Below are 21,135 nucleotides of genomic sequence, written 5' to 3'. Positions count from 1 at the left end.
CCACCCACTTGAATAGTTAACAACACAGTCTCATGTTACTCATTCCAGCAATCGACCTGAAAGACGGTCAGTGTGTTCGCCTGAAGCAAGGCAATATGGACGATGCCACCATTTTCTCGGCAGACCCGGTCGAAATGGCCATGAAATGGGTTGAAAGTGGCGCGCGCCGCTTGCACCTGGTCGATTTGAATGGCGCGATTGCGGGCAAACCCGTGAACGAAGGCGTCATCATTGACATTCTGGATGCTGTGGGTGGTGCCATTCCGGTGCAATTGGGCGGTGGCATTCGCGACCTCGACACCATTGAGCGTTATCTGGACGATGGCCTGAGCTATGTAATCATCGGCACGGCTGCGGTGAAAAACCCAGGCTTTCTGCACGATGCTTGCGGCGCATTTCCCGGGCAAATTATTGTGGGTCTGGATGCCAAAGACGGCAAAGTGGCCACCGACGGCTGGAGCAAAATTTCCGGCCATGATGTGGTTGACCTGGCCAAGAAATACGAAGGCTATGGGGTAGAGGCCATTATTTACACTGACATTGGTCGAGATGGCATGTTGGGTGGTGTGAACATTGAAGCCACCGTGCGCTTGGCCAATGCATTGACCATACCGGTGATTGCCAGTGGCGGTATCACCAACCTTGATGATGTGAAGCAGCTGTGCGAGGTGGAGCACGAAGGTGTGATGGGCGCCATTTGTGGGCGTTCCATCTACGAAGGCACACTGGATTTCGCAAAAGGCCAGGCCCTGGCCGATGAATTGAACGGAAAGTCTTACTAATGCTTGCAAGCCGCATTATTCCCTGCCTGGATGTAACCGCAGGCCGGGTGGTCAAGGGCGTCAATTTTGTGGAACTGCGTGATGCAGGCGACCCGGTTGAAATTGCGCGTCGCTACGATGAGCAGGGCGCTGACGAACTGACTTTTCTTGATATCACCGCATCATCCGATGATCGCGACCTGATTCTGCATGTGATCGAAGCCGTGGCCAGTCAGGTGTTCATTCCCCTGACTGTGGGTGGCGGTGTGCGCAAGGTGGAAGATGTGCGCCGTTTGCTGAATGCAGGTGCCGACAAAATCAGCATCAACACCTCTGCAGTAACCAATCCTGAGTTGGTGGGCGAAGCGGCGACCAAGTACGGTTCGCAATGCATCGTGGTGGCCATTGATGCCAAGGCAAAAAGCAATGGCGAACCCGGCTGGGAGGTGTATACCCACGGTGGCCGAAAGCCCACAGGGATCGATGCCGTTGAATGGGCGCGCAAAATGCAGGCTTTGGGCGCAGGCGAGTTGTTGTTGACCAGCATGGACCGCGACGGCACAAAGATTGGATTCAATCTTGAATTGACACGCGCCGTGTCGGATGCGGTCACTATTCCTGTCATTGCCAGTGGTGGCGTGGGCAATCTTGACCATTTGGTGGATGGGGTCATCAAAGGCAAAGCCAGTGCAGTGCTGGCGGCCAGCATCTTTCACTACGGTGAGTACACGGTGCAGCAGGCCAAGGCCCACATGGCCAAGGCTGGCATTACAGTTCGGCTCTGAGGGGGCCAGTCAATGAGCAAAGATGTTGTGATCACGGAGAACTGGCTGGACAGCGTCAGTTTCGATGACAAGGGTTTGGTGAATGTGGTTGCACAAGACCACCTCAGCAAGCGCGTGCTGATGGTCGCCTGGATGAATCGAGAGGCCCTTGAAATTACGGCCAGCACCGGTTTTGCAACGTATTTTTCACGTTCGCGCGGTAAACTGTGGCACAAAGGTGAAGAATCGGGCAACCAGCAGAAGGTGAAAGAAATTCGCCTGGACTGCGATGGCGATGTGCTGGTGCTCATGGTGGAACAGGTCGGCGGAATTGCCTGCCACACGGGCCGTGAAAGCTGCTTTTACTATGCGCTGGAAGGTGTGCAGGGCGAAAGGCCCAAATGGGTTGCAAAAGACCCGGTACTGAAAGACCCTTCTGACATGTACGGCAAAAAATAAGGAATGGACAGGCATGGCTGACCTTGAAAAAGCGTCTGGAGATTTGCTCGAGCGTTTGACGCAGGTGCTTGAGGCGCGCAAGCAGGGCAACCCTGAGCAATCGTATGTGGCGAAGTTGCACCACAAGGGACAAGATGCAATCCTCAAGAAGATTGGTGAAGAGTCTTGCGAGCTGGTGATGGCGTCCAAAGATCAAGACCCCAGCAAAGTGGTCGCTGAAACTGCTGATCTGTGGTTTCACAGTTTGGTGCTGCTGGGCTGGCATGGTTTGACTGCTGCCGATGTGTTGGCGGAACTGGATCGCCGCATGGGCTTGTCGGGTTTGGTTGAAAAGGCGAACAGAAAATGAGCGATTGCATCTTTTGCAAAATCATCGCTGGGGAAATCCCTAGCAGAAAAGTATATGAAGACGAGGATATCCTCGCGTTTCACGACATCAAGCCAGCTGCGCCAGTGCATTTTCTGATTATTCCGAAAAAGCACATTCCCACGCTGGCCGATGCCACTGAAGAAGACATTCCTGTGATGGGAAAAATAATGACCATTGCCGGGCAATTGGCCAAGCAAGAAGGGTGTCATGATGGTTTTCGAACCATTGTGAACACTGGAAGGGTAGGCTGCCAAGAGGTGTATCATATTCATGTGCACATTCTTGGTGGTGACAAACCATTGGGTGTGATGCTCGGCATGCCAGCCTTGTAACGCAACGAGACACGAAAAACATATCAGGAGTAAGTCATGGGTTCATTTAGCATTTGGCACTGGGTGATTGTGCTGGTTATCGTGATGTTGGTGTTTGGCACCAAGAAATTGCGCAACATCGGATCCGATTTGGGTGGCGCAGTGAAGGGTTTCAAAGACGGCATGAAAGAGGGTGGTTCGGAAGGCGAGCAAAACGCCGCGAAACTGGCCGATGGGAATGCCAAGAAGTCCGACACCATCGATGTTGAAGCCAAAGAGAAATCTTCCAGCTAATTTTCCCTATTTGCGGCGCGCAGCATGTTCGACATTGCTTTCTCGGAAATGCTTATCATCGCAGTGATCGCGCTGTTGGTGATAGGTCCAGAAAAACTTCCCAAAGTGGCCAAAACCGTTGGTCATTTGTTGGGTAAGGCTCAACGTTACGTGAGTGATGTGAAGTCTGAAATCAATCGGGAAATGGAAATTGACGAACTGCGCAAGCTGCAGGCAGAAATGCAGACCGCAGCCCGCAAGGTTGAAGGTGATGTACAAACCACGCTTCGGGACACCGAGGCGGATTTGAACAAATCCGTCAAGTCAATCGAAGATGATATCGCCGAGCTTGAGAGCAGCAAGCCAGCGACCACGCCTGCTGCTGCATCCACAACACAGTCTTCGCCCAAGGCGGAAGATCCAGCGCCAGAGCAAACCGTGGGGCCTTCCCCCAAGGTTGAGGCCAAATAACAAGGTGCATGGGTAATGAGTCAGCAAGAAAACTTTGTCAGCCACCTCGTCGAATTGCGCGATCGTCTATTGCGTGCTGTGGTTGGTTTTTTGATCATCTTTGTGGCATTGATGGCCTATCCAGGTGCAGCTTACATTTTTGATTTGTTGGCCCTTCCCATTCAAAGCGCTTTGCCCGAGGGCACCAAGATGATTGCCACTGGTGTGGTTACGCCTTTTATGGTGCCAGTCAAGTTGACCGCCATGGTTGCATTTGTCATTTCCTTGCCGGTACTGCTTTATCAGGCCTGGGCTTTTATTGCGCCTGGCCTGTACCAGCATGAAAAGAAAATGGCCCTGCCCATTATTTTTTCAAGCACTGTGCTCTTCTTGTTGGGCATCGCTTTTTGTCACTTCATTGTGTTCGGAAAAGTGTTTGCCTTCATCAACGATTTTGCGCCGCAAAGCATTACGCCAGCTCCTGACATTGAGGCTTACATGAGTTTTGTGTTGACGATGTTCATGGCGTTCGGCATGACTTTCGAGGTGCCGATTGTGGTGGTGGTGCTGGTTTATCTGGGTGTGGTAACGGTTGAAAAGCTTGCGGAAATTCGAGGCTATGTGATCGTGGGTGCGTTTGTGATTGCCGCAATTGTGACTCCGCCCGATGTGATGTCCCAGCTATTCCTGGCCATACCCATTTGTATTTTGTACGAAGTGGGTATTTTGTTTGCCAAAGTAATCGGCAAGCAGCGGCAACAAATTCTGGAATAATCGATTTCGCCGGCCTTGGTTTGTCAAGGCCGCTTCAGGAAGTCGCCAGGTTTTGGGCGCACGCCAATTTCAATTGTCACGGTTTCTTGTTTGCCATCTCGCAGCAATTCCACCGATTTCTTCTCGCCAGGCGCGTAAGCCGCAATTTGATTGAGCATCTGGGTGGTGTCGGTGATGTTTTTGTCATCCAGCTTCAACAAAATATCGCCTACCTTCAGGCCCGCTTTGTCGGCGGGGCCGTCTTTCACAATGCCAGCGATGATCACGCCATCTTTTTGTGGAAGGTCGAACGCTGAAGCCAGTTCTTCAGTGATGTTTTGTTGTTCTACACCAATGTAACCACGGGTCACCGTGCCGGTGCGCACAATCTGGTTCAGCACCCCTTGGACGGTTTTGGCCGGAATGGCAAAGCCGATGCCCAACGAGCCACCGGAACGGCTGTAAATGGCGGTGTTGATGCCCAGCAGATTGCCTGCAGTGTCCACAAGCGCGCCACCGGAGTTGCCGGGGTTAATGGCCGCATCGGTTTGAATGAAGTTTTCGAAAGTATTGATGCCCACATGGTTGCGACCCAGTGCACTTACAATACCCATGGTCACGGTTTGCCCAACACCGAAGGGGTTGCCCATGGCCAGCACCACGTCGCCTACCCGCACAGTTTCCTCCGCCGCGAATTTCAGGCTGGGCAGCTTGTCAAGCTTGATGCGAAGCACGGCCAGGTCGGTTTCCGGGTCGGTGCCCACCAGTTCGGCTTTGGTGGTACGTCCGTCGTTCAGGCTGACCTCAATTTCATCGGCGGCCTCTACCACGTGCTGGTTGGTCACAATCAGCCCGTCACTGTTGACGATCACGCCAGAACCGAGGCTGGACGCCTGTTCTTGCTCCTCGAATTGTTCCTCAAGTTCATCTCCGAAAAACTTCCGGATTTCCGGGTCTTCGAAGAACGGGTGTTTGGGCATGTTGTTGGCGCGCTTGCTGGTGAAAATATTCACCACAGCAGGCATGGCTTTGTCCACCGCTAGCCTGTAGCCGGCCACGCCTTCGGGTTGGGCGGTTTGATGGGCCGGCTTTTGCAGCCAGTTGGGTACCCACTCTGGGCGCAGCACTTCAGTGATGAAATACAATGCAAGAAGTACGGTGAGAGCCTGTGCAAAGGTCAGCCAGAGTTTTTTCAACATATCAAGAGTGTGGGGGTGCGCCGTTGGCTTCAGTGGATCGGAATGTACTGGAACATGATTTGCGGGAATTGCTGGATCAGGCTCGCATGTCAGATTATTGCCCAAATGGCCTTCAGTTGGAAGGCAGGCCCCAGATCCAACGGCTATTGACGGGGGTGACTGCATCCAAGGCGCTACTTGAACTGGCAGTTGAATTGAATGCGGACGCGGTTTTGGTGCACCATGGCTTGATGTGGAAAGGTGATCCGCAAGTGATCACCGGTTTTCGAAAAGAGCGGCTGCAATTGGCCTTGGCCCATGATCTCAATGTATTTGCATATCATTTGCCGCTGGACAAACACCCAGAGCTTGGCAACAACGCCCAGCTGGGAAAAATGCTGGGTTGGCCCAGTACCCGCGTGGCCGGCGAGAAAGGGTTGATTCATGTGGGCGAACTGGTGCAGCCTGTGCCTTTGGGTGATTTGGTAAAGCAGGTGGGTACAGTGCTTGGGCACCGTGTTCAAGTTGAGGGAAACAACGACCCGGAACGGTTGGTCGATACCGTGGCCTGGTGTACTGGCGGTGCGCCTGGCTATGTGGAGGAGGCCGCTTTGCAGGGGGCAGACCTGTACCTGACCGGTGAACTGTCCGAGCCCGCAGTGCATGTGGCCCGCGAATGCAATGTCAGCCTGTTGGGGGCGGGCCACCACGCCACAGAACGGTGTGGTGTGAAAGCCTTGGGCGAATGGATTGCGCAGCGTTATGGCATCGAAGTGATGTTCCGGGATTTGTTTGTGGCAGTTTAGATGTTTTCTAATGTATGGCTGCTAAAGTTTCCGTACATTCAGCATTTGATGGAAAATCTCCCTAAAACTGTTCCTAGTTTTAAGCTTGGTGGGGTACAATCTCCGGTTGCATGGATCACTGGATTTTACTTTCGGGGTTATTTTGATGAGCAATAATCAACCTGTAGACAAAGAACGTCGCGTATGGATGATCGCTTGCGGCGCAGCGGGTGGTGTAGCGGCTGCGGCAACTGGTGGCGCGTTTCTAACCTCAATGGCACCTTCCGAGCGCGCGAAAGCAGCCGGTGCGCCCGTTGAGCTTGATATTTCCGGCATGCAGCCCGGCGACATGAAAACTGTCGAGTGGCGTGGCAAGCCTGTTTGGGTTGTTCGTCGTGACACCGAGGCTGTTGAAGCGCTGCCCAAGTTGAATGATCAGCTGGCTGATCCCAATTCCGAGCGTAGCCCCGACCAGTTGACCCCCGAATACGCGCGCAACATTCACCGCTCCATCAAGCCTGAATACCTGGTGGCTGTAGGCATTTGTTCGCACCTGGGCTGCTCACCTTCTGCCCGTTTTGAACCTGGCCCCCAGCCAAGCCTTCCCGATGACTGGCAAGGTGGTTTCTTCTGCCCCTGTCACGGTTCAACATTTGACCTGGCTGGCCGCGTGTACGCCGGCAAGCCCGCTCCGGACAATCTGGAAGTGCCCCCCCACAAATATTTGTCAGACACCAAGTTGTTGATCGGTGTAGACGAGAACAACGCCTGACATCTGAGAGCGAGGAGTAGTAATTATGGCGGCAGACAAAAAAGTCGAAACAACGGGTGTGTTGGGCTGGATTGACCAGCGCTTTCCCCTGACCTCGACCTACAAAGCGCATTTGTCCGAGTACTATGCGCCCAAAAACTTCAACTTCTGGTACTTCTTTGGCTCGCTGGCTTTGCTGGTGTTGGTCATCCAGATTGTGACCGGCATTTTCCTGGTCATGCATTACAAACCCGATGCGGCCAAGGCATTCCAGTCTGTTGAGTACATCATGCGCGATGTGCCTTGGGGCTGGCTGGTGCGTTACATGCACTCTACAGGCGCTTCCATGTTCTTCGTGGTGGTTTACCTGCACATGATGCGTGGCCTGTTGTATGGTTCTTATCGCAAACCCCGTGAATTGATCTGGATTTTCGGTGTTGCCATTTTCCTGTGCCTGATGGCTGAGGCTTTCTTTGGTTATTTGCTGCCATGGGGTCAAATGAGCTACTGGGGCGCACAGGTGATCGTGAACCTGTTCTCTGCCATTCCTGTGATTGGCCCTGATTTGGCCATCTGGATTCGCGGTGACTATGTGGTGTCCGACGCAACCCTGAACCGTTTCTTCTCATTCCACGTGATCGCAATCCCGCTGGTATTGCTGGGCTTGGTGGCTGCACACCTGGTGGCCTTGCACGAAGTGGGTTCAAACAACCCCGATGGTGTTGAAATCAAGGAAAAGAAGGACGCCAACGGCAAGCCCTTGGACGGCATTCCTTTCCACCCCTACTACACCGTGCACGACATTCTGGGTGTGGGCGTGTTCCTGATGGTGTTTTCAGCCATTGTGTTCTTCGCGCCTGAAATGGGTGGTTACTTCCTGGAGTACAACAACTTTATTCCGGCAGACCCATTGAAGACACCAGCGCACATTGCGCCTGTCTGGTACTTCACACCGTTCTATTCCATTCTGCGTGCAATTACATTCCCGTTCCTGGGTCTGGATGCCAAGTTCTGGGGTGTGGTGGCCATGGGTGGCGCGGTGGTAATTCTGTTCTTCCTGCCATGGCTGGACAAGAGCCCAGTGAAGTCAATCCGTTATCGCCCAGCGTTGCACAAGTGGATTTACGCTGTGTTCGTGATCAACTTCATCGTCTTGGGTTACCTGGGTGTGAAGCCACCATCAGACATTGGTCAAATCGTGTCACAGATCGGTACCCTGTATTACTTCCTGTTCTTCCTGGCCATGCCATGGTGGTCAAAGCTGGGCACTTTCAAGCCCGTGCCTGACCGTGTTGTGTTTCAACCGCACTGAGCCTGACTGGACAAGACAAGGATTAAATGATGAAAAAAATACTGGCATTGTTGGCGCTTGTTCCTTCACTGGTTTTCGGTGCGGGCAGTAATTACCCACTGGACAAGGCGCCTGACTTGACGAACGACCTGGCTGCGCTTCAGCGCGGCGCCAAGTTGTTCTCCAACTACTGTTTGAATTGCCACTCTGCAGAAAGCATGCGTTACAACCGCCTGCGCGATATCGGTTTGACCGATGAGCAGATCAAGGAAAACCTGATGTTTGCCACCGACAACGTGGGCGACACCATGACCATTGCTATGGATCCCAAGGATGCCAAGAAGTGGTTTGGTGCGGCACCTCCCGATTTGTCGCTGATTGCACGTTCACGTGCTTCGGCCAACGGTCCCGGTGCTGATTACATCTACACCTACTTGCGCACCTACTACCGCGACCCTTCCAAGCCCACGGGCTGGAACAACATGGCTTTCCCGAACGTGGGTATGCCGCATGTGTTGTGGGAACTGCAGGGTGAACAAGTGGCCAAGTACGAAGAAGTGCCCGCAGGCTACGGCAAGGAAGGCACAGTCAAGCAGTTTGTTGGCTTTGAAATGACAAAGCCAGGCACCATGACCCAGGTGGAATACGATCAGGCGATGGCCGACCTCACCAGTTTCCTGGTGTTTATGGCTGAACCAGTGCGCGAAGACCGTTTCAAGTTGGGCGTTATTGTGCTGTTGTTCTTCGGCGTGTTTACCATTTTTGCGTGGCGCTTGAACGCCGCTTACTGGAAAGACATCAAGTAAGCTTTTTGGCTTAATCATGTACAGGCTGGGGTGTTTGCTCGCCCCGGCCATTTTTTGTTTTGGGATGACAACATTATGATGGTTCTTTACTCTGGAACGACCTGCCCGTTTTCTCAGCGTTGCCGGTTCGTTTTGCATGAAAAAGGCATGGATTTCGAGATCAAGGACATTGACTTGTTCAATCGGCCTGATGACATCAGTGTGATGAACCCCTATAGCCAGGTTCCAATTCTGGTCGAGCGCGATTTGATTTTGTACGAATCAAATATCATCAACGAATACATTGACGAGCGTTTCCCGCATCCCCAGTTGATGCCGGCAGACCCAGTGATGCGTGCGCGCACCCGCTTGTTCCTGTTCAATTTTGAGCGTGAATTGTTTCAACATGTTAGCGTGCTGGAAAAAGCGGGCAACCCGAAGGCAATGGACAAAGCCAAGTCGGCCATTCGTGAGCAACTGACCCAGTTGGCACCTGTGTTCCTGAAAAGCAAATACATGTTGGGCGAAGAGTTTTCTATGCTGGATGTTGCGCTGGCCCCTTTGTTGTGGCGTTTGGAACATTACGGCATTGAACTGCCGAAGTCGGCTGCGCCACTGATGAAGTACGCTGAGCGTATTTTTGCCAAGCCTGCATTCATTGATGCGTTGACCCCTTCCGAGAAGGTGATGCGTCGTTGATTTTGGGTGGTTGTCCAGAAACGTCGAGGGAAAAGCAGTGACTGAAGTATCCACAAAGCCATATTTGATCCGAGCCATTCATGAATGGTGCGTCGACAACGGCTACACGCCTTACCTTGCCGTGGCTGTGAATGAGAAAACCCAAGTGCCCAAAGAGTTTGTGAAAGCCGGGGAGATTGTGTTGAACACCTCTCCCTTGGCCACCAACAAATTGAACTTGGGTAACACTGCGATTGAATTCGAAGCCCGCTTCGGCGGTGTTGTTCGCGAAATTTTTGTCCCGATTGAACAAATCAGTGCAATTTATGCCCGTGAGAACGGCCACGGCATGGCATTTGAAGTGCTCAAGCCATTGGCCGAGATTGAGGGTGACGGAAACGAGGCGGTTCAGTTTGTTCTTGATGAGGACGATGAACCTGTTTCAACCGATCTGGATGACAAACCGGCGGGTTTGCGTTCTGTCTCGGGTGCGTCAGAGGACTCTCAGCCATTGTCTGTGGCTAAATCAGAGAAATCTGATGAAAAAACACCAAAAAAACCCGGGCAGAAGAAAAAAAATCATCTGACTCGAGTAAAATAGCGCTTCTCTTAAGTGCCGCTTTAGCTCAGTTGGTAGAGCAACCGCCTTGTAAGCGGTAGGTCGTCAGTTCGAATCCGACAAGCGGCACCATTCTTCTCCCGGTATCTCGGGAAATCATCCTAGTCTGTTTTTGTTTTGAATGTGCCACATTCGGATCTCTTGTCAACTCGGCGTGGGTTACTTGTTTCGAATCTCATTGGCGACTTTTTCGCCGAACTTGAAGGGTCGCCGCTGCCCGAAAACTTGGCATATCGGCTTGTCAGCTTGAGCCTGCACTAAGCCAAGCCCTCCAAAAGTAACGGTCGGGTCTTGGCTTTCGCGCCAAGGCGCGATCGCTAGTCTCGGCGCGTCAAGCCGGCAAGTTTTCTGACTGGTCATCGTGCGACCACTTGCAAGTTCAGCTCCTGAGTCACCGCAGGGTTCACCGCCCAATCGGCGGCGGTGTTTCGATCGCCTCGCCTTCAAGAAAACCTGCCCTTGCGTGCCGAGCAGGGCCGGTGTTGCCCAGCATGGGCGACAGAGAACGCACCCGACCCGCTTTTTAGGAGGGTCGTTCTCAGGCATCGAAAGGCTCAGCAAGGGATAGACAGGTTTTCAGGCGAGAGATTGAAACCCAAGCCGGTTGGGGCATTTAACCAGCAGTTGAGTGAGCAACAACCCAAGCCGATCATGCTTAAACCCTTTACACTGTGCGCATTGTATTCACCGCAGCAGCCCACAGCGATGCCCAAACCCAAAAAGAACCCCCTCGATACACTTGAGCTAAAGCCAGGTCAGTCAGTTGAACTGCTGAAGGCGCTGCACATTGTGACGCGCGAAGGTGGCATTAACCAAGACAGCAGAAGAAAACTGAAGCAGGTGTACCACCTGACCCATTTTATTGAGCCTTTGATAGAAGAGGTGCGCAAAGCCAATGACGGTGGTTTGTACCTGGTGGACCATGGGGCAGGCAAGTCGTATTTGGGATTCATTCTGTACGACCTTTACATCAAACAGGCACCAGAAGGCGCTGTGGTGGCAGGGGTAGAAACCCGACAGGAGTTGGTGGACAAGTCGAACACCTTGGCCAAGCAACTTGGCTTTGATGCAGGCATGCAGTTTATTAATTTGCCTGTGGCACAGGCCACTGATAACCCTGATTTGCCTGAAACAGTCGACATTGTTACGGCGCTACATGCGTGTAATACAGCGACTGATGATGCAATTTCATTTGGCCTTAAAAAGCAGGCGAAGTTTATGGCATTGGTACCATGTTGCCAGGCCGAGGTGGCGTCGTACTTGCGCAAGAACAAGGCGAGCCAACTCGGTAAAACCAGTTTGGTTGAGATGTGGCGCCACCCCTTGCACACGCGCGAATTTGGAAGCCAGCTGACGAATGTGTTGCGCTGCTTGCAATTGGAGGCGCATGGTTACCAAGTGACGGTGACCGAGTTGGTGGGGTGGGAGCATTCGATGAAAAACGAGTTGATCATTGCAAAAAAGCACCAGCGTTCAAACCCCAAGGCGGCACAACGGCTGCGCGACATGCTGGCTGAATTGGGTTTGGATGGAGACGAAGGTTTGCAGCAGCGTTTTCAGGTGCCCACGTAATTAAACGCTGTTTTTCAGGCCTTGCCATTCAGTGCGTTGCACATTGGGTAAACCCAGCAGTTGCAGGGCGTGCTGGGCGGTGTCGGTCACCATGGCGTCGATACTGGCAGGGCGTTGGTAAAGCGCAGGTACGGGTGGCATGACAATGCCGCCCATTTCAGTCACGCTGACCATGTTGCGCAGGTGGGCCAGGTTCAGCGGTGTTTCGCGAGGCAACAATACCAGGCGGCGGCGTTCTTTCAGCACCACATCGGCTGCGCGTGTAATCAAATTGTTCGACAGGCCGTGTGCCACGGCAGCCAGGGTGTGCATGGAGCAGGGCGCAATGACCATGCCCATGGACGGATAGGAACCACTGGCGATGCAGTTGCCCACTTGCTTGGGCGAGTGCACCACATGGGCTTTGGCTTCGATTTCTTCTTTGCTCAAATCGCTTTCGCTGGCCAGTGTGAGCCAGCCGGAAGACGACACCACCAAATGAACTTCCGTGTCGCCGCGGGCGCGCAGCAGGTCGAGAATTTTCAAGCCATACAAAGCACCACTGGCACCGGTAATGGCCACGGTGATGGATTGTTTGAACTGGGTGGGAAGGGTGCTGCTCAAGATAAGGTGCCTGGAAATGGCCGCACGGTAATTGGTGCGGCCGGTTTCACAATTTACTCGGACTTGCTGGCTGCATCTGTGGACGCATTGGCGGCAGCAATCAGTGCTTGCAGCTCGCCGCTTTGGTACATCTCGATCATGATGTCGCAGCCGCCCAGAAACTCACCGTTCACATACAGTTGCGGAATGGTGGGCCAGTTGGCGTAGTCTTTGATGCCTTGGCGAATTTCAGGGTCGTCCAGCACGTTCACTGTGACCACTTTTTCAGCTTCGCAGGCTTTCAGGATTTGAATGGCGCGACCAGAAAACCCGCACATGGGGAACTGGGCTGTTCCTTTCATGAACAAAACCACGGGGTGGCTGGTGACGGTTTCGTGAATGGAATCGCGAACGCTCATAAAAACTTCCTTTCAATTGGATGAATTGCTACAACCCTGTAGTGTACTGGATATGGGTATAAAACGCTCGTTTTCAATGCGGGCAAACACAAAGCGCGGGGTGCCGGCCAAGTCGGGCAGGCCTTGAACATGCACATAGGGGGCTTGGGAAAACAAGGCTTTCACGGCCTCTTGTTGCATGTGGCCATGTTCAACCAATACGCCGCCACCCGCCCGCAGCAGGCTTGGGCTGTGCTGGGCAATTTCGCGGTAAAAGCGCAGGCCGTCGCCTCCATCTGTCAGGGCTTGTTGGGGCTCGAACCGAAGGTCGCCTTGAGAAAGGTGCTCGTCGCCGCGTTCAATGTAGGGTGGATTGCTGCAAATAAGGTCAAAGGCCAAAGGGGGTGTTTGATTCAGCAAATTCTCGAACAGATCGGATTGAACAAAGCGAATGTTTTTCGCGCCCAATTCATTGGCGTTGTACTGGGCCACCCACAGGGCGTCGGCTGAAATGTCGGTGGCGGTTACTTCAAGTATCGGGTTTTCAAGCGCCAATGACACAGCAATGGCACCGCTGCCGCAGCCAATGTCGAGTACGCGGGTGAGCAGGTTTTCCGTGGATTTGTTTTGCAAAAAGCCGAGTGCATGTTCCACCAGCTCTTCAGTTTCCGGGCGGGGTATCAGCACCCGTGGGTCCACAAAAAACGGGCGTGAATAGAATTCTTTCTGTTGCACCAAATAAGCGATGGGTTCGCCTTGTTGCCTTCTGGCGGCCAGTGACTTGAAGGCGCTGAGCTGGTCCATGGGCAATTCCCGGTTGCCTTTGGTGACCAGGTTTACACGATCAAGACCGGTAATGTGGGTCATGAGAATGCGAAGTTCACTGGCGGGCAGGCCGGTTTCTTGCCGGGTTTGTTGCAGTACTGAATCAACAGTGGGTTGGGGCAGTGTGCTCATTCTTTGGCGGTGATTTCGGCCAGCAGTTCGGCTTCGTGGAAAGCGGTCAGGCCGTTCATCAGGTCGGTTAAGTCGCCATCCATGATGTAGTCGAGTTTGTACAGGGTCAAGTTGATCCGGTGGTCTGTCATTCGCCCCTGCGGGAAGTTGTAGGTGCGAATGCGTTCTGAGCGGTCGCCAGAGCCGACCAAGCTGCGCCGTTCGCTGGCTTCAGCGGCTTGGCGTTCACGGTCAATTTTGTCCTGAAGGCGAACATTCAACACCTTCATGGCTTTGGCTTTGTTTTTGTGCTGGCTGCGTTCATCCTGGCATTCCACCACCAAGCCTGTAGGCAGGTGGGTGATGCGCACGGCGGAGTCGGTTTTGTTGATGTGCTGGCCACCCGCACCGCTGGCGCGGTAGGTGTCGATGCGCAAATCAGCGGGATTGATTTCGATTTCCTCGGCTTCATCGGGCTCGGCCATTACCGCGACGGTACAGGCAGAGGTGTGTATGCGACCCTGGCTTTCGGTGGCGGGCACGCGCTGAACACGGTGGCCACCCGACTCGAATTTCAGGTGTTTGTACACGTTTTCTCCAGCCAAGCGGATGATGACTTCTTTGTAGCCGCCCAGTTCGGATTCGCTGGCACTCATGATTTCAATTTGCCAACCCTGGCGTTCGGCGTAGCGGGTGTACATGCGAAACAGGTCGCCTGCAAACAGGGCTGATTCATCGCCACCCGTGCCTGCTCGAATTTCAAGCATGGCGTTGCGGTGGTCGTTGGGGTCTTTGGGCAGCAGCAAGCGTTGAAGGTCTGCTTCGAGTTGCGCAAGTTTTGCTTCGTTCTGCGCAATTTCTTCGCGGGCCATGTCACGCATGTCGGGGTCTGAAAGCCATTCGCGAGCGGTGTTCAGGTCGGCTTCCAGGCTTTGATATTCCGCAAAACGCTCGGTGGCAGGCAGCAACTCGGAGCGTTCGCGTGTGATGGCTTTGAACTGCACCATGTCGTTGGCGGCGTTCTGGGACGACAAAAAATCTTCAAGGTCGGCAAGGCGCTCGCTAAGGCGCGTGAGCCGGTTCCGCATGCTGTCTTTCATCTATTTGTCGGTGTTTTTAATGTTGAATAGCTGGGGTAGCCACTTCAGCAGGGCTTCCCGTTCAGCCGGACTGGCCTGGTGCAGGGCTTGCATGGGGCCGTGCATGAATTTGGCGCTCATGCGGTGGGCCATCAGTTGCAGCACTTCGTCGGCGGGCGTGCCTTTGGCCAGTTGTTTGCGGGCATGCTCCAGTTCAAGTTGGGCGATGTCGTCGGCTTTCTGGTGAATGTCTTGAATGGTGGGCACCAGGGAGCGTTCGCTCATCCAGCGCATGAAGCCCTGCACCTGTGATTCGATAATGGCCTCGGCTTGTTCCACGGCAGCGGCGCGTTGCTCCCGGCCTTCCTGAACAATTTGACTGAGGTCGTCGACGGAATACAGGAATACATCGTCGAGCTTGCTGACTTGGGCTTCGATGTCGCGTGGCACTGCAAGGTCGAGCATGAAGATGGGTTCGTGTTTGCGTTTTTTGCAGGCCGCTTCAACCATGCCCAAGCCAATGATGGGCAGTGTGCTGGCGGTGCATGAAATCACGATGTCGCTTTTCGCCAGTTGCTCTGGCACTTGAGCCAGGCCAATGACTTTGGCGCCATGGGTTTGAGCAAGTTGATTGGCGCGGTCTGCACTGCGGTTGGCGATGGTGATGCTTTTCGGGTTTTGGGCAGCGAAGTGCGTGGCGCACAGCTGGATCATTTCGCCTGCGCCAATAAACAGCACATGGCGTTTGCTGAGGTCACCGAAAATACGGCTGGCCAGTTTCACGGCGGCAGAGGCCATTGAAACGGAATGAGCGCCAATTTCGGTGTGCGAGCGTACTTCTTTGGCCACAGAGAACGTGCGCTGAAACAGTTGGTGCAGCATTTGGCCCAGCGTGCCCGCTTCTTCAGCAGTGCGGGCGGCCTGCTTCATTTGGCCCAGAATTTGGGCTTCGCCCAGCACCATGGAGTCGAGTCCGCTGGCCACACGGAATGCATGGCGCACCACTTCCTGCTGCGGAAGTATGTACAAGTGGGGGCCAAGTTCAGTGGTGGGAATGTTGCGGTTGACTGCCAGCCATTCGAGCAAATCGGTTTTGAGTTGTTCAATGTTGCTGGCTGCGCAATACACTTCAGTGCGGTTGCAGGTGGAGAGAATGGCTGCCTCAGGGGCTTGAACACGCTGGGCCAGCGCGCGCAATGCTTCTTGCAATTGCTCGGCCGGAAACGCCAAACGCTCGCGAAGTGCGAGCGGTGCGGATTGATAATTCAGGCCGACTGCGAAAAGCTCCATAATACCTACTGGGCGGAAAACCCTTCATTATAACCCGCTATGGCGAATACGCCTTCAATCGTTCTCGGCGAGTTGGCGTTTGATTTTTTCGAGGTCAGCAGATTTGCCTTCGTGGTCAACTTGTTCCAGCTTGTAGCCAAAACCGTATACGGGGGTCAGGCGGAAACCTTGCTCGGGCCGCAAAGCCAGCTTGGAACGAACACGGGATATGTGCGTGTCCATGGTTCGAGAGGGCAGATCGGTGTCGCGCCCCCACACGCTTTCCTGGATGTGTGAGCGAGAGAGTGGCTTGCCCAAATTGCGAAATAGCAGAAGTGCCAAGTCGAATTCCTTCTGGGTCATGACCACGCGCTTGGTGTGGCGCACGATGGTGGAAAACTTAGGATGAAATTCCAGGTCGGCGATTTCAAAGACTTCCGGGGCGGTCAGTTCCGGGTAGGCTCGGCGCAGCAGGGCGTTTGCGCGGGCAATCAGTTCTCCCCGGCGTATGGGCTTGATCATGTAGTCGTCGGCCCCTGCATTGAGCGCTTCAACAATGTTTTCTTCGTCGGTTTTGGAGGTGATGAACAGCACGGGTACCTTGATGTGCAGGGTTTCACGGATCCAGTGCATGACTTTGGGGCCAGAGCTGTCGGGCAACACCCAGTCGAGCAACACCAGGTCAAAGCTGTCGCGGTACAGCGCGGTTTGAAAGCTTTTGAAGGTGGCGAAACAATGGCATTTGTGATTGACCGATTCAAGCACCCAGCGCAGCATTTCGCTTTGGGTCAGATCGTCTTCGAGAATGGCGATGCGCATGGGTGTGGCTCCTGCTTTGGGATTTTGTTACCACAATGTTAATTTGTGTGTTGACAGTTTAATCCTTTAAACAGACTGTGAAACACAATGTTGCTTTTTTGTTAAATTGGGCTGGGTGCTGATTTATCAATCAGCTGTCTGAATGCCTTCCTGTTCCAGCTTCATGGCGTGAGTGGCATGGGCGCCTGCAAAGATCACGGCGACAATGCGAAGCGCTTTGTCGTAGATGGCCTGTCGCTGATCGGGCTTTTCGACATACTCCACGGCCATGAACAGAACGTTTTGAGCCAGTACTTCCAGTACTTCAATCATTTCTTCTTTGGGCAAACCGGGCAGCAGGGCTGCAATGCGGTCGTCGCTGCAGATGTCTTCGCTGATCGCCCGAATTGTTTTCTTGAGCCCGTCACGCATACGTTCCAAGGCACCGAATGCTTCGGAGGCGCCCACCACCACGGGTTTTGGATTGTCGGCTGCCCAGTCAAAAAACCGTTTGACCAGCATGGGGCGAATATCGAGGTCCGCTTCTTTGGCGGTACTCATGCGTACTTCAGTGAAGGCGTCGAGTACAGCTTTTTCTACTTCCAGAATAACCGCTGTGCCGAGGTCGGCCAGGTCTTCGAAGTGCCGATAGAATGCGGGCGCAGACAGCTTGGCCTCGCGTGTAATTTCGCGAATGCCGAGGCTGGAGAAACTTCGCCGGTGATAGCTCAGGTTCAGGGCAGCTTCAATAAGCCGGGTGCGGCCATGGATGGTTGATGCAGTGGAGGTCATAAGCGACTGATTATAACCAAAACCCGAACAGCTGTTATGAATCCGTGATTTAGAAGTTTTATCCAATTGATGACAAAGGGTATTGACGAGCATGTTTACAATCGTTAACATCATTCACATCGGGATAGACCTTGCCCTTCCAACAACAACTATTGGGCATCCACAACGGGAGACCACCTATGTTGCACTACCTTAAATTCACCACTTTTCCGCTGATTGCGATTGGCGTGATGCACGCCATGATGCAGGGCGGTGCGTGGATGTACACCGGCATTGCTGCTTTGGTGCTTGTTGTGGCCTTGGGCGATGTTTTGTTGCCAGATGACCGCAGTGAACCACGGATGGAGGGCGAGTTTTTCCTGAACCTGATGTTGTGGTTGACACTGCCGATTTTGATGTGGGTGACGCTTTGCTTCACCTGGGCGGTGGCACCGGTTGATGTGCTGGGCATTGATGCTTTTATGAAGAGTACCTTTGGCTATGACCGCTTGCAGCTGCAAGCAGACACTACGTGGTATCAGTGGTTTGTAGGTGCTGTGGCCGGTGCCTTTTTGTTTGGCGCCGGTGGCACCAATGTGGGCCATGAGCTGACCCACCGAACTTACAGCATGCGCGACATGATTTTGGGGCGCTGGATGCTGGCGTTTACGTGTGACGCTTCTTTTGCGATTGAGCATGTGTACGGTCACCACAAAAACCTGGGTACGCCCGCAGACCCCGCCACAGCGCAGCGCGGTGAGAATGTATATGGCTTTGTGCTGAAAAGTACGATTGGTGGTTACAAGTCGGCCTCGAAGCTGGAGAAGCAGCGGTTGGCGAAGTTCAACCAGTCGGTTTGGAACCCTGTTCACAGCCGCATGATGCGCGGTAATTTGATGAGCCTGAGCTTGTTTGTTGCCTCGTATTACATTGGTGGTTGGGCGGGTGTCGTGATGTTCTGGATCATGAGTGCAGGTGGTAAAACCTTGCTTGAAATCGTGAACTACATGGAGCATTACGGCATTGTTCGCCGCCCTGAGGACAAGGTAGAGCCCCGCCACAGCTGGAATACCAATGCCTCTGTGTCGACAGCTTTGCTGTACGCGCTAACCCGTCATTCACACCACCATGCCGAGGCCGACCAAGAATACTGGAACCTGCGCAGTTATCGCCATGCCCCCATGCTGCCAACGGGTTATCTGGGTACGATTTTGTTGGCCTTGGTGCCCCCGCTATACAAGAAGGTAATGACGCCTTTGTTGAACCACTGGGATGAAACATTCGCTACGCCGGAAGAGAAAAAGCTGGCCATTGAAGCCAGTGTGAAAAGCGGCATGAAAGGTTTGAAATCAGCCCAGTTGGGGCAGCAAGCCAAGCAACAATTCAACCGCGCTGCCGCGTAAAAGGAGAGGGCCATGAAATTGCTTGAATGGTTTGGATTGCAGGGCGGTGCGGCAGCTGCCAAGAAAGGCAAGGTGACCCACAAGGTGAGTGTGGCCCCAGGTGGGCAAAGCTTCGAGGTGGAGAAAGGCCGCAAGGTGATTTTGAACTCGGCCTTGTCTGCTGGTTTGGGGTTTCCGCACAATTGCCGGGTGGGAAGTTGTACCCAATGCAAATGCAAGTTGAAAAGCGGCAAAGTGCGTGAGCTGACTGACTCCAGTTATGTGTTGAGTGCCGAGGATTTGAAAGCTGGAATGATATTGGCCTGTCAGTCCATTCCAGAAACGGATCTGGAAATTGAAGTGGAGTTGACTTCCGGTGGTGACCGTTTGGTTGAAACCCGCGGCACGATTGTGGGCCAAAAAGATTTGACCCACGACATCGTGGAATTGCGTGTGGCGCTGGATGACCCCATGCCGTTCAAGGCGGGGCAGTATGCTGAAATTCGGCTTGAGGAGTTCAGCCTGTCGCGCAATTACAGCTTTGCCATGGCACCGAAAGGCCAGGAAGCCAATGAACTGGTATTTCATGTGCGAAAGGTGCCGGGAGGCAAGTTCACTGAATGGCTGTTTGCTGCAAACAGACAGGAAACCCGCTTGAGCATGAGCGGGCCGTTTGGCGATTTTTACTTGCGCCCAGCTGAAGGTGAAAAGCCTGCGCCGATTGTGTGCGTGGCCGGTGGCAGTGGCATGGCACCCATTTTGAGTTTGCTGGAGCAGGCCAAGTGGGCGGGAGAAACGCGCGATGCGGTTTATTTGTTTGGCGCGCGCACGCAGCGTGATTTGTATGCAGACGAAGAAATCGGTCGTATTCAGCAAGGCTGGCGTGGTTCATTGAACTTCAAGCAGGTGTTGTCGGAAGAGCCTGCCAATTCAAACTGGACCGGCGCACGCGGTTATGTGACTGACGAGTTGGACAAGTTACAACTGGACTGGCCCGAGGTGCAGGCTTATTTATGTGGGCCACCGGCCATGATTGATGCCGCAATCTCCAAGTTCTCCAGGCTGGGTGTGAAGGCGGAGAACATTCGATACGACAAATTTGAATAAGTTGCTACAGAGTATTTGTAGACAATAAAAAAGCCACCGAGAAGGTGGCTTTTTGTTGGAGCTGAAGCTTTTTAATCAGACTGGCAGATTGCCGGTGATTGCATCCAGTGGAAGCGCATCGGCTGGGTTGGGTGCCGAGCCAATAGGCAAAGACCCCAGGGCATCAAACAGTGGGTCGGAGATCACCGACAATGGTGTGCCGCCGAGTGCATCGGCCAAGGGATCCAGAACGGCATCCAATGGCGTACCTGTAGTTCCTTCATCCACAGGATCAGTGGGTTCCTCTGGGTTATCAACAGGGTCTTCGGGATTATCAGGGTTCTCTTCGTCTGGATTCTCGCTTTCGTCGGGATTCTCCGGATTGTCGACAGGTGAGGTTGTGTCGTCGCCGTTGTCCACCCGCACATCCGTGAATGCAGAACCTTCCAGGTTTGTATCGTCACCAGACGAGGCCGCGAGTGCCGCAACGCCCACACCACCACCGATTGCGGTTGCAATGCCGCTGACACTACCTGCGCCGCCTGCTGAAAGTAGACCCGCACCGACTAGTCCGCTGAAGCCCGTCCCCGCATCGGCCAGCAAGATGGCACCATCTGTGCCTTCGCTGACTGCAAAGAGTTCGACGCCTTCTGTCAACGAAGTCACTTCAATCATGCCGCCTTCCGCTGCCGAGTTTGTGGCAATTTGAGCTGCGGATTCAGGGGCTAAGGTAACCAGTGAATCGGCCTGACCGGCGGCTTGCCCGGGCAGCTCAATATCCACGGCGACCAGGTCTTTGTTCTGTAAAACATCGCCTGCCAAAATTGCATCGCCTTGGCGCAAGGTGAGTTGCTCGCCTTGGCGTTGAACCAAAAGCTTGTCGGTTTTAGAGGCAATGGTGCCAATTTGGGGTGCCGTGCTCATGAGGTGATGTGTCCGTTGAGTTGTCGGTAAAGTTATTATTTTTACTGCCAGGCGCAGCAATTTGGATTCAAAAAAAAACCCCTCCGAAGAGGGGTTTTATCAGGACCTTC

At 53.6% G+C, this 21,135-nt stretch carries 26 protein-coding genes and 1 tRNA gene; 18 read left to right on the top strand and 9 right to left on the bottom strand.

Going from position 1 to position 21,135, the window contains the following annotated elements; genetic code table 11:
- Positions 1-32: 32 nt before the first annotated feature.
- From hisA to tatC, 8 genes are read left to right on the top strand one after another with little or no spacing between them, the layout of a single operon-like run.
- On the top strand, positions 33-782 hold the full coding sequence (gene hisA, locus FCS97_RS00730) for a 1-(5-phosphoribosyl)-5-[(5-phosphoribosylamino)methylideneamino]imidazole-4-carboxamide isomerase (protein WP_138515702.1): 750 nt from the start codon (positions 33-35) through the stop codon (positions 780-782).
- The gene (gene hisF, locus FCS97_RS00725) at positions 782-1,546 is read left to right on the top strand and encodes an imidazole glycerol phosphate synthase subunit HisF (protein ID WP_138515699.1); all 765 of its coding nucleotides are present in this window, start codon (positions 782-784) and stop codon (positions 1,544-1,546) included. The genes hisA and hisF overlap by 1 nt, the downstream gene beginning before the upstream one ends.
- A 12-nt stretch (positions 1,547-1,558) precedes the next feature.
- On the top strand, positions 1,559-1,984 hold the full coding sequence (gene hisI, locus FCS97_RS00720) for a phosphoribosyl-AMP cyclohydrolase (protein WP_138515697.1): 426 nt from the start codon (positions 1,559-1,561) through the stop codon (positions 1,982-1,984).
- 13 nt (positions 1,985-1,997) lie between these two features.
- Complete coding sequence (locus tag FCS97_RS00715) at positions 1,998-2,333, top strand: phosphoribosyl-ATP diphosphatase (protein ID WP_138515695.1); 336 nt, start codon at positions 1,998-2,000, stop codon at positions 2,331-2,333.
- Positions 2,330-2,686 carry a histidine triad nucleotide-binding protein gene (locus FCS97_RS00710; RefSeq protein WP_138515693.1) on the top strand — a complete coding sequence of 119 codons (357 nt, stop codon included), beginning with the start codon at positions 2,330-2,332 and terminating at the stop codon, positions 2,684-2,686. The genes FCS97_RS00715 and FCS97_RS00710 overlap by 4 nt, the downstream gene beginning before the upstream one ends.
- 36 nt (positions 2,687-2,722) lie before the next feature.
- The gene (tatA, locus tag FCS97_RS00705) at positions 2,723-2,959 is read left to right on the top strand and encodes a Sec-independent protein translocase subunit TatA (protein WP_138515691.1); all 237 of its coding nucleotides are present in this window, start codon (positions 2,723-2,725) and stop codon (positions 2,957-2,959) included.
- 24 nt (positions 2,960-2,983) lie between these two features.
- Positions 2,984-3,409: a Sec-independent protein translocase protein TatB gene (gene tatB, locus FCS97_RS00700; protein WP_138515689.1), complete on the top strand. Its 426-nt coding sequence runs from the start codon at positions 2,984-2,986 to the stop codon at positions 3,407-3,409.
- A gap of 15 nt (positions 3,410-3,424) precedes the next feature.
- Positions 3,425-4,162: a twin-arginine translocase subunit TatC gene (tatC, locus tag FCS97_RS00695; RefSeq protein ID WP_138515687.1), complete on the top strand. Its 738-nt coding sequence runs from the start codon at positions 3,425-3,427 to the stop codon at positions 4,160-4,162.
- Positions 4,163-4,185: 23 nt separating this feature from the next.
- Here the strand turns inward: tatC and FCS97_RS00690 are convergent, their stop codons facing one another.
- Entirely contained in the window at positions 4,186-5,340 is a 1,155-nt protein-coding gene (locus FCS97_RS00690; RefSeq protein WP_138515685.1) for a S1C family serine protease, read from the bottom strand.
- A gap of 32 nt (positions 5,341-5,372) precedes the next feature.
- On the opposite strand from FCS97_RS00690, the gene FCS97_RS00685 reads away from it, so the two are divergent.
- From FCS97_RS00685 to FCS97_RS00650, 8 genes are all read left to right on the top strand, one after another.
- A complete protein-coding gene (locus tag FCS97_RS00685) occupies positions 5,373-6,125 on the top strand; it encodes a Nif3-like dinuclear metal center hexameric protein (protein WP_138515683.1) in 753 nt (250 codons plus the stop codon).
- 145 nt (positions 6,126-6,270) lie between these two features.
- A complete protein-coding gene (gene petA, locus FCS97_RS00680) occupies positions 6,271-6,876 on the top strand; it encodes a ubiquinol-cytochrome c reductase iron-sulfur subunit (protein WP_138515681.1) in 606 nt (201 codons plus the stop codon).
- Between the two features lie 25 nt (positions 6,877-6,901).
- Positions 6,902-8,167: a cytochrome b gene (locus FCS97_RS00675; protein ID WP_138515679.1), complete on the top strand. Its 1,266-nt coding sequence runs from the start codon at positions 6,902-6,904 to the stop codon at positions 8,165-8,167.
- A gap of 26 nt (positions 8,168-8,193) precedes the next feature.
- The gene (locus FCS97_RS00670; RefSeq protein ID WP_138515677.1) at positions 8,194-8,952 is read left to right on the top strand and encodes a cytochrome c1; all 759 of its coding nucleotides are present in this window, start codon (positions 8,194-8,196) and stop codon (positions 8,950-8,952) included.
- A 75-nt stretch (positions 8,953-9,027) separates the two neighbouring features.
- Positions 9,028-9,630 (top strand): glutathione S-transferase N-terminal domain-containing protein, encoded by a 603-nt coding sequence (locus FCS97_RS00665; RefSeq protein ID WP_138515675.1) that lies wholly within the window; start codon positions 9,028-9,030, stop codon positions 9,628-9,630.
- A 37-nt stretch (positions 9,631-9,667) separates the two neighbouring features.
- Entirely contained in the window at positions 9,668-10,210 is a 543-nt protein-coding gene (locus FCS97_RS00660; protein ID WP_171035108.1) for a ClpXP protease specificity-enhancing factor, read from the top strand.
- Positions 10,211-10,224: 14 nt separating this feature from the next.
- Positions 10,225-10,300: transfer RNA gene (locus FCS97_RS00655), tRNA-Thr, on the top strand.
- Between the two features lie 633 nt (positions 10,301-10,933).
- Positions 10,934-11,800 carry a class I SAM-dependent methyltransferase gene (locus FCS97_RS00650; protein WP_138515671.1) on the top strand — a complete coding sequence of 289 codons (867 nt, stop codon included), beginning with the start codon at positions 10,934-10,936 and terminating at the stop codon, positions 11,798-11,800.
- Here FCS97_RS00650 and FCS97_RS00645 read toward each other — a convergent pair whose 3' ends face one another.
- The 7 genes from FCS97_RS00645 to FCS97_RS00615 all read right to left on the bottom strand — a co-directional run bounded on the left by FCS97_RS00645 (position 11,801) and on the right by FCS97_RS00615 (position 17,654).
- Positions 11,801-12,403 carry a UbiX family flavin prenyltransferase gene (locus FCS97_RS00645; protein WP_138515666.1) on the bottom strand — a complete coding sequence of 201 codons (603 nt, stop codon included), beginning with the start codon at positions 12,401-12,403 and terminating at the stop codon, positions 11,801-11,803.
- 53 nt (positions 12,404-12,456) lie between these two features.
- Entirely contained in the window at positions 12,457-12,801 is a 345-nt protein-coding gene (gene grxD, locus FCS97_RS00640) for a Grx4 family monothiol glutaredoxin (RefSeq protein ID WP_138515664.1), read from the bottom strand.
- Between the two features lie 12 nt (positions 12,802-12,813).
- The gene (gene prmC, locus FCS97_RS00635; RefSeq protein ID WP_138515663.1) at positions 12,814-13,737 is read right to left on the bottom strand and encodes a peptide chain release factor N(5)-glutamine methyltransferase; all 924 of its coding nucleotides are present in this window, start codon (positions 13,735-13,737) and stop codon (positions 12,814-12,816) included.
- The gene (prfA, locus tag FCS97_RS00630; RefSeq protein ID WP_138515661.1) at positions 13,734-14,816 is read right to left on the bottom strand and encodes a peptide chain release factor 1; all 1,083 of its coding nucleotides are present in this window, start codon (positions 14,814-14,816) and stop codon (positions 13,734-13,736) included. Before prfA ends, prmC begins: the two co-directional genes overlap by 4 nt.
- Positions 14,817-16,085, bottom strand: coding sequence for a glutamyl-tRNA reductase (hemA, locus tag FCS97_RS00625; protein WP_138515659.1), 1,269 nt, complete (start codon positions 16,083-16,085; stop codon positions 14,817-14,819).
- 54 nt (positions 16,086-16,139) lie between these two features.
- Positions 16,140-16,883 (bottom strand): response regulator transcription factor, encoded by a 744-nt coding sequence (locus FCS97_RS00620; protein ID WP_138515657.1) that lies wholly within the window; start codon positions 16,881-16,883, stop codon positions 16,140-16,142.
- A 126-nt stretch (positions 16,884-17,009) separates the two neighbouring features.
- On the bottom strand, positions 17,010-17,654 hold the full coding sequence (locus FCS97_RS00615; protein ID WP_171035107.1) for a TetR/AcrR family transcriptional regulator: 645 nt from the start codon (positions 17,652-17,654) through the stop codon (positions 17,010-17,012).
- 179 nt (positions 17,655-17,833) lie between these two features.
- Between FCS97_RS00615 and FCS97_RS00610 the strand changes: the two genes are divergently transcribed.
- Both FCS97_RS00610 and FCS97_RS00605 read left to right on the top strand, forming a co-directional pair.
- Positions 17,834-19,036, top strand: coding sequence for an alkane 1-monooxygenase (locus FCS97_RS00610; RefSeq protein ID WP_138515653.1), 1,203 nt, complete (start codon positions 17,834-17,836; stop codon positions 19,034-19,036).
- 12 nt (positions 19,037-19,048) lie between these two features.
- Positions 19,049-20,122, top strand: a complete 1,074-nt coding sequence (locus tag FCS97_RS00605; RefSeq protein WP_138515651.1) for a 2Fe-2S iron-sulfur cluster-binding protein — start codon at positions 19,049-19,051, stop codon at positions 20,120-20,122.
- A gap of 75 nt (positions 20,123-20,197) precedes the next feature.
- Here FCS97_RS00605 and FCS97_RS00600 read toward each other — a convergent pair whose 3' ends face one another.
- Complete coding sequence (locus FCS97_RS00600; protein WP_138515649.1) at positions 20,198-21,025, bottom strand: hypothetical protein; 828 nt, start codon at positions 21,023-21,025, stop codon at positions 20,198-20,200.
- Between the last annotated feature and the right edge of the window lie 110 nt (positions 21,026-21,135).

It is taken from the genome of Limnobacter alexandrii, assembly GCF_005871185.1.
GTDB lineage: Bacteria > Pseudomonadota > Gammaproteobacteria > Burkholderiales > Burkholderiaceae_B > Limnobacter > Limnobacter alexandrii.
Note: the sequence above shows the minus strand (reverse complement) of the source record. Positions and strands in the feature narration are given on the sequence as shown.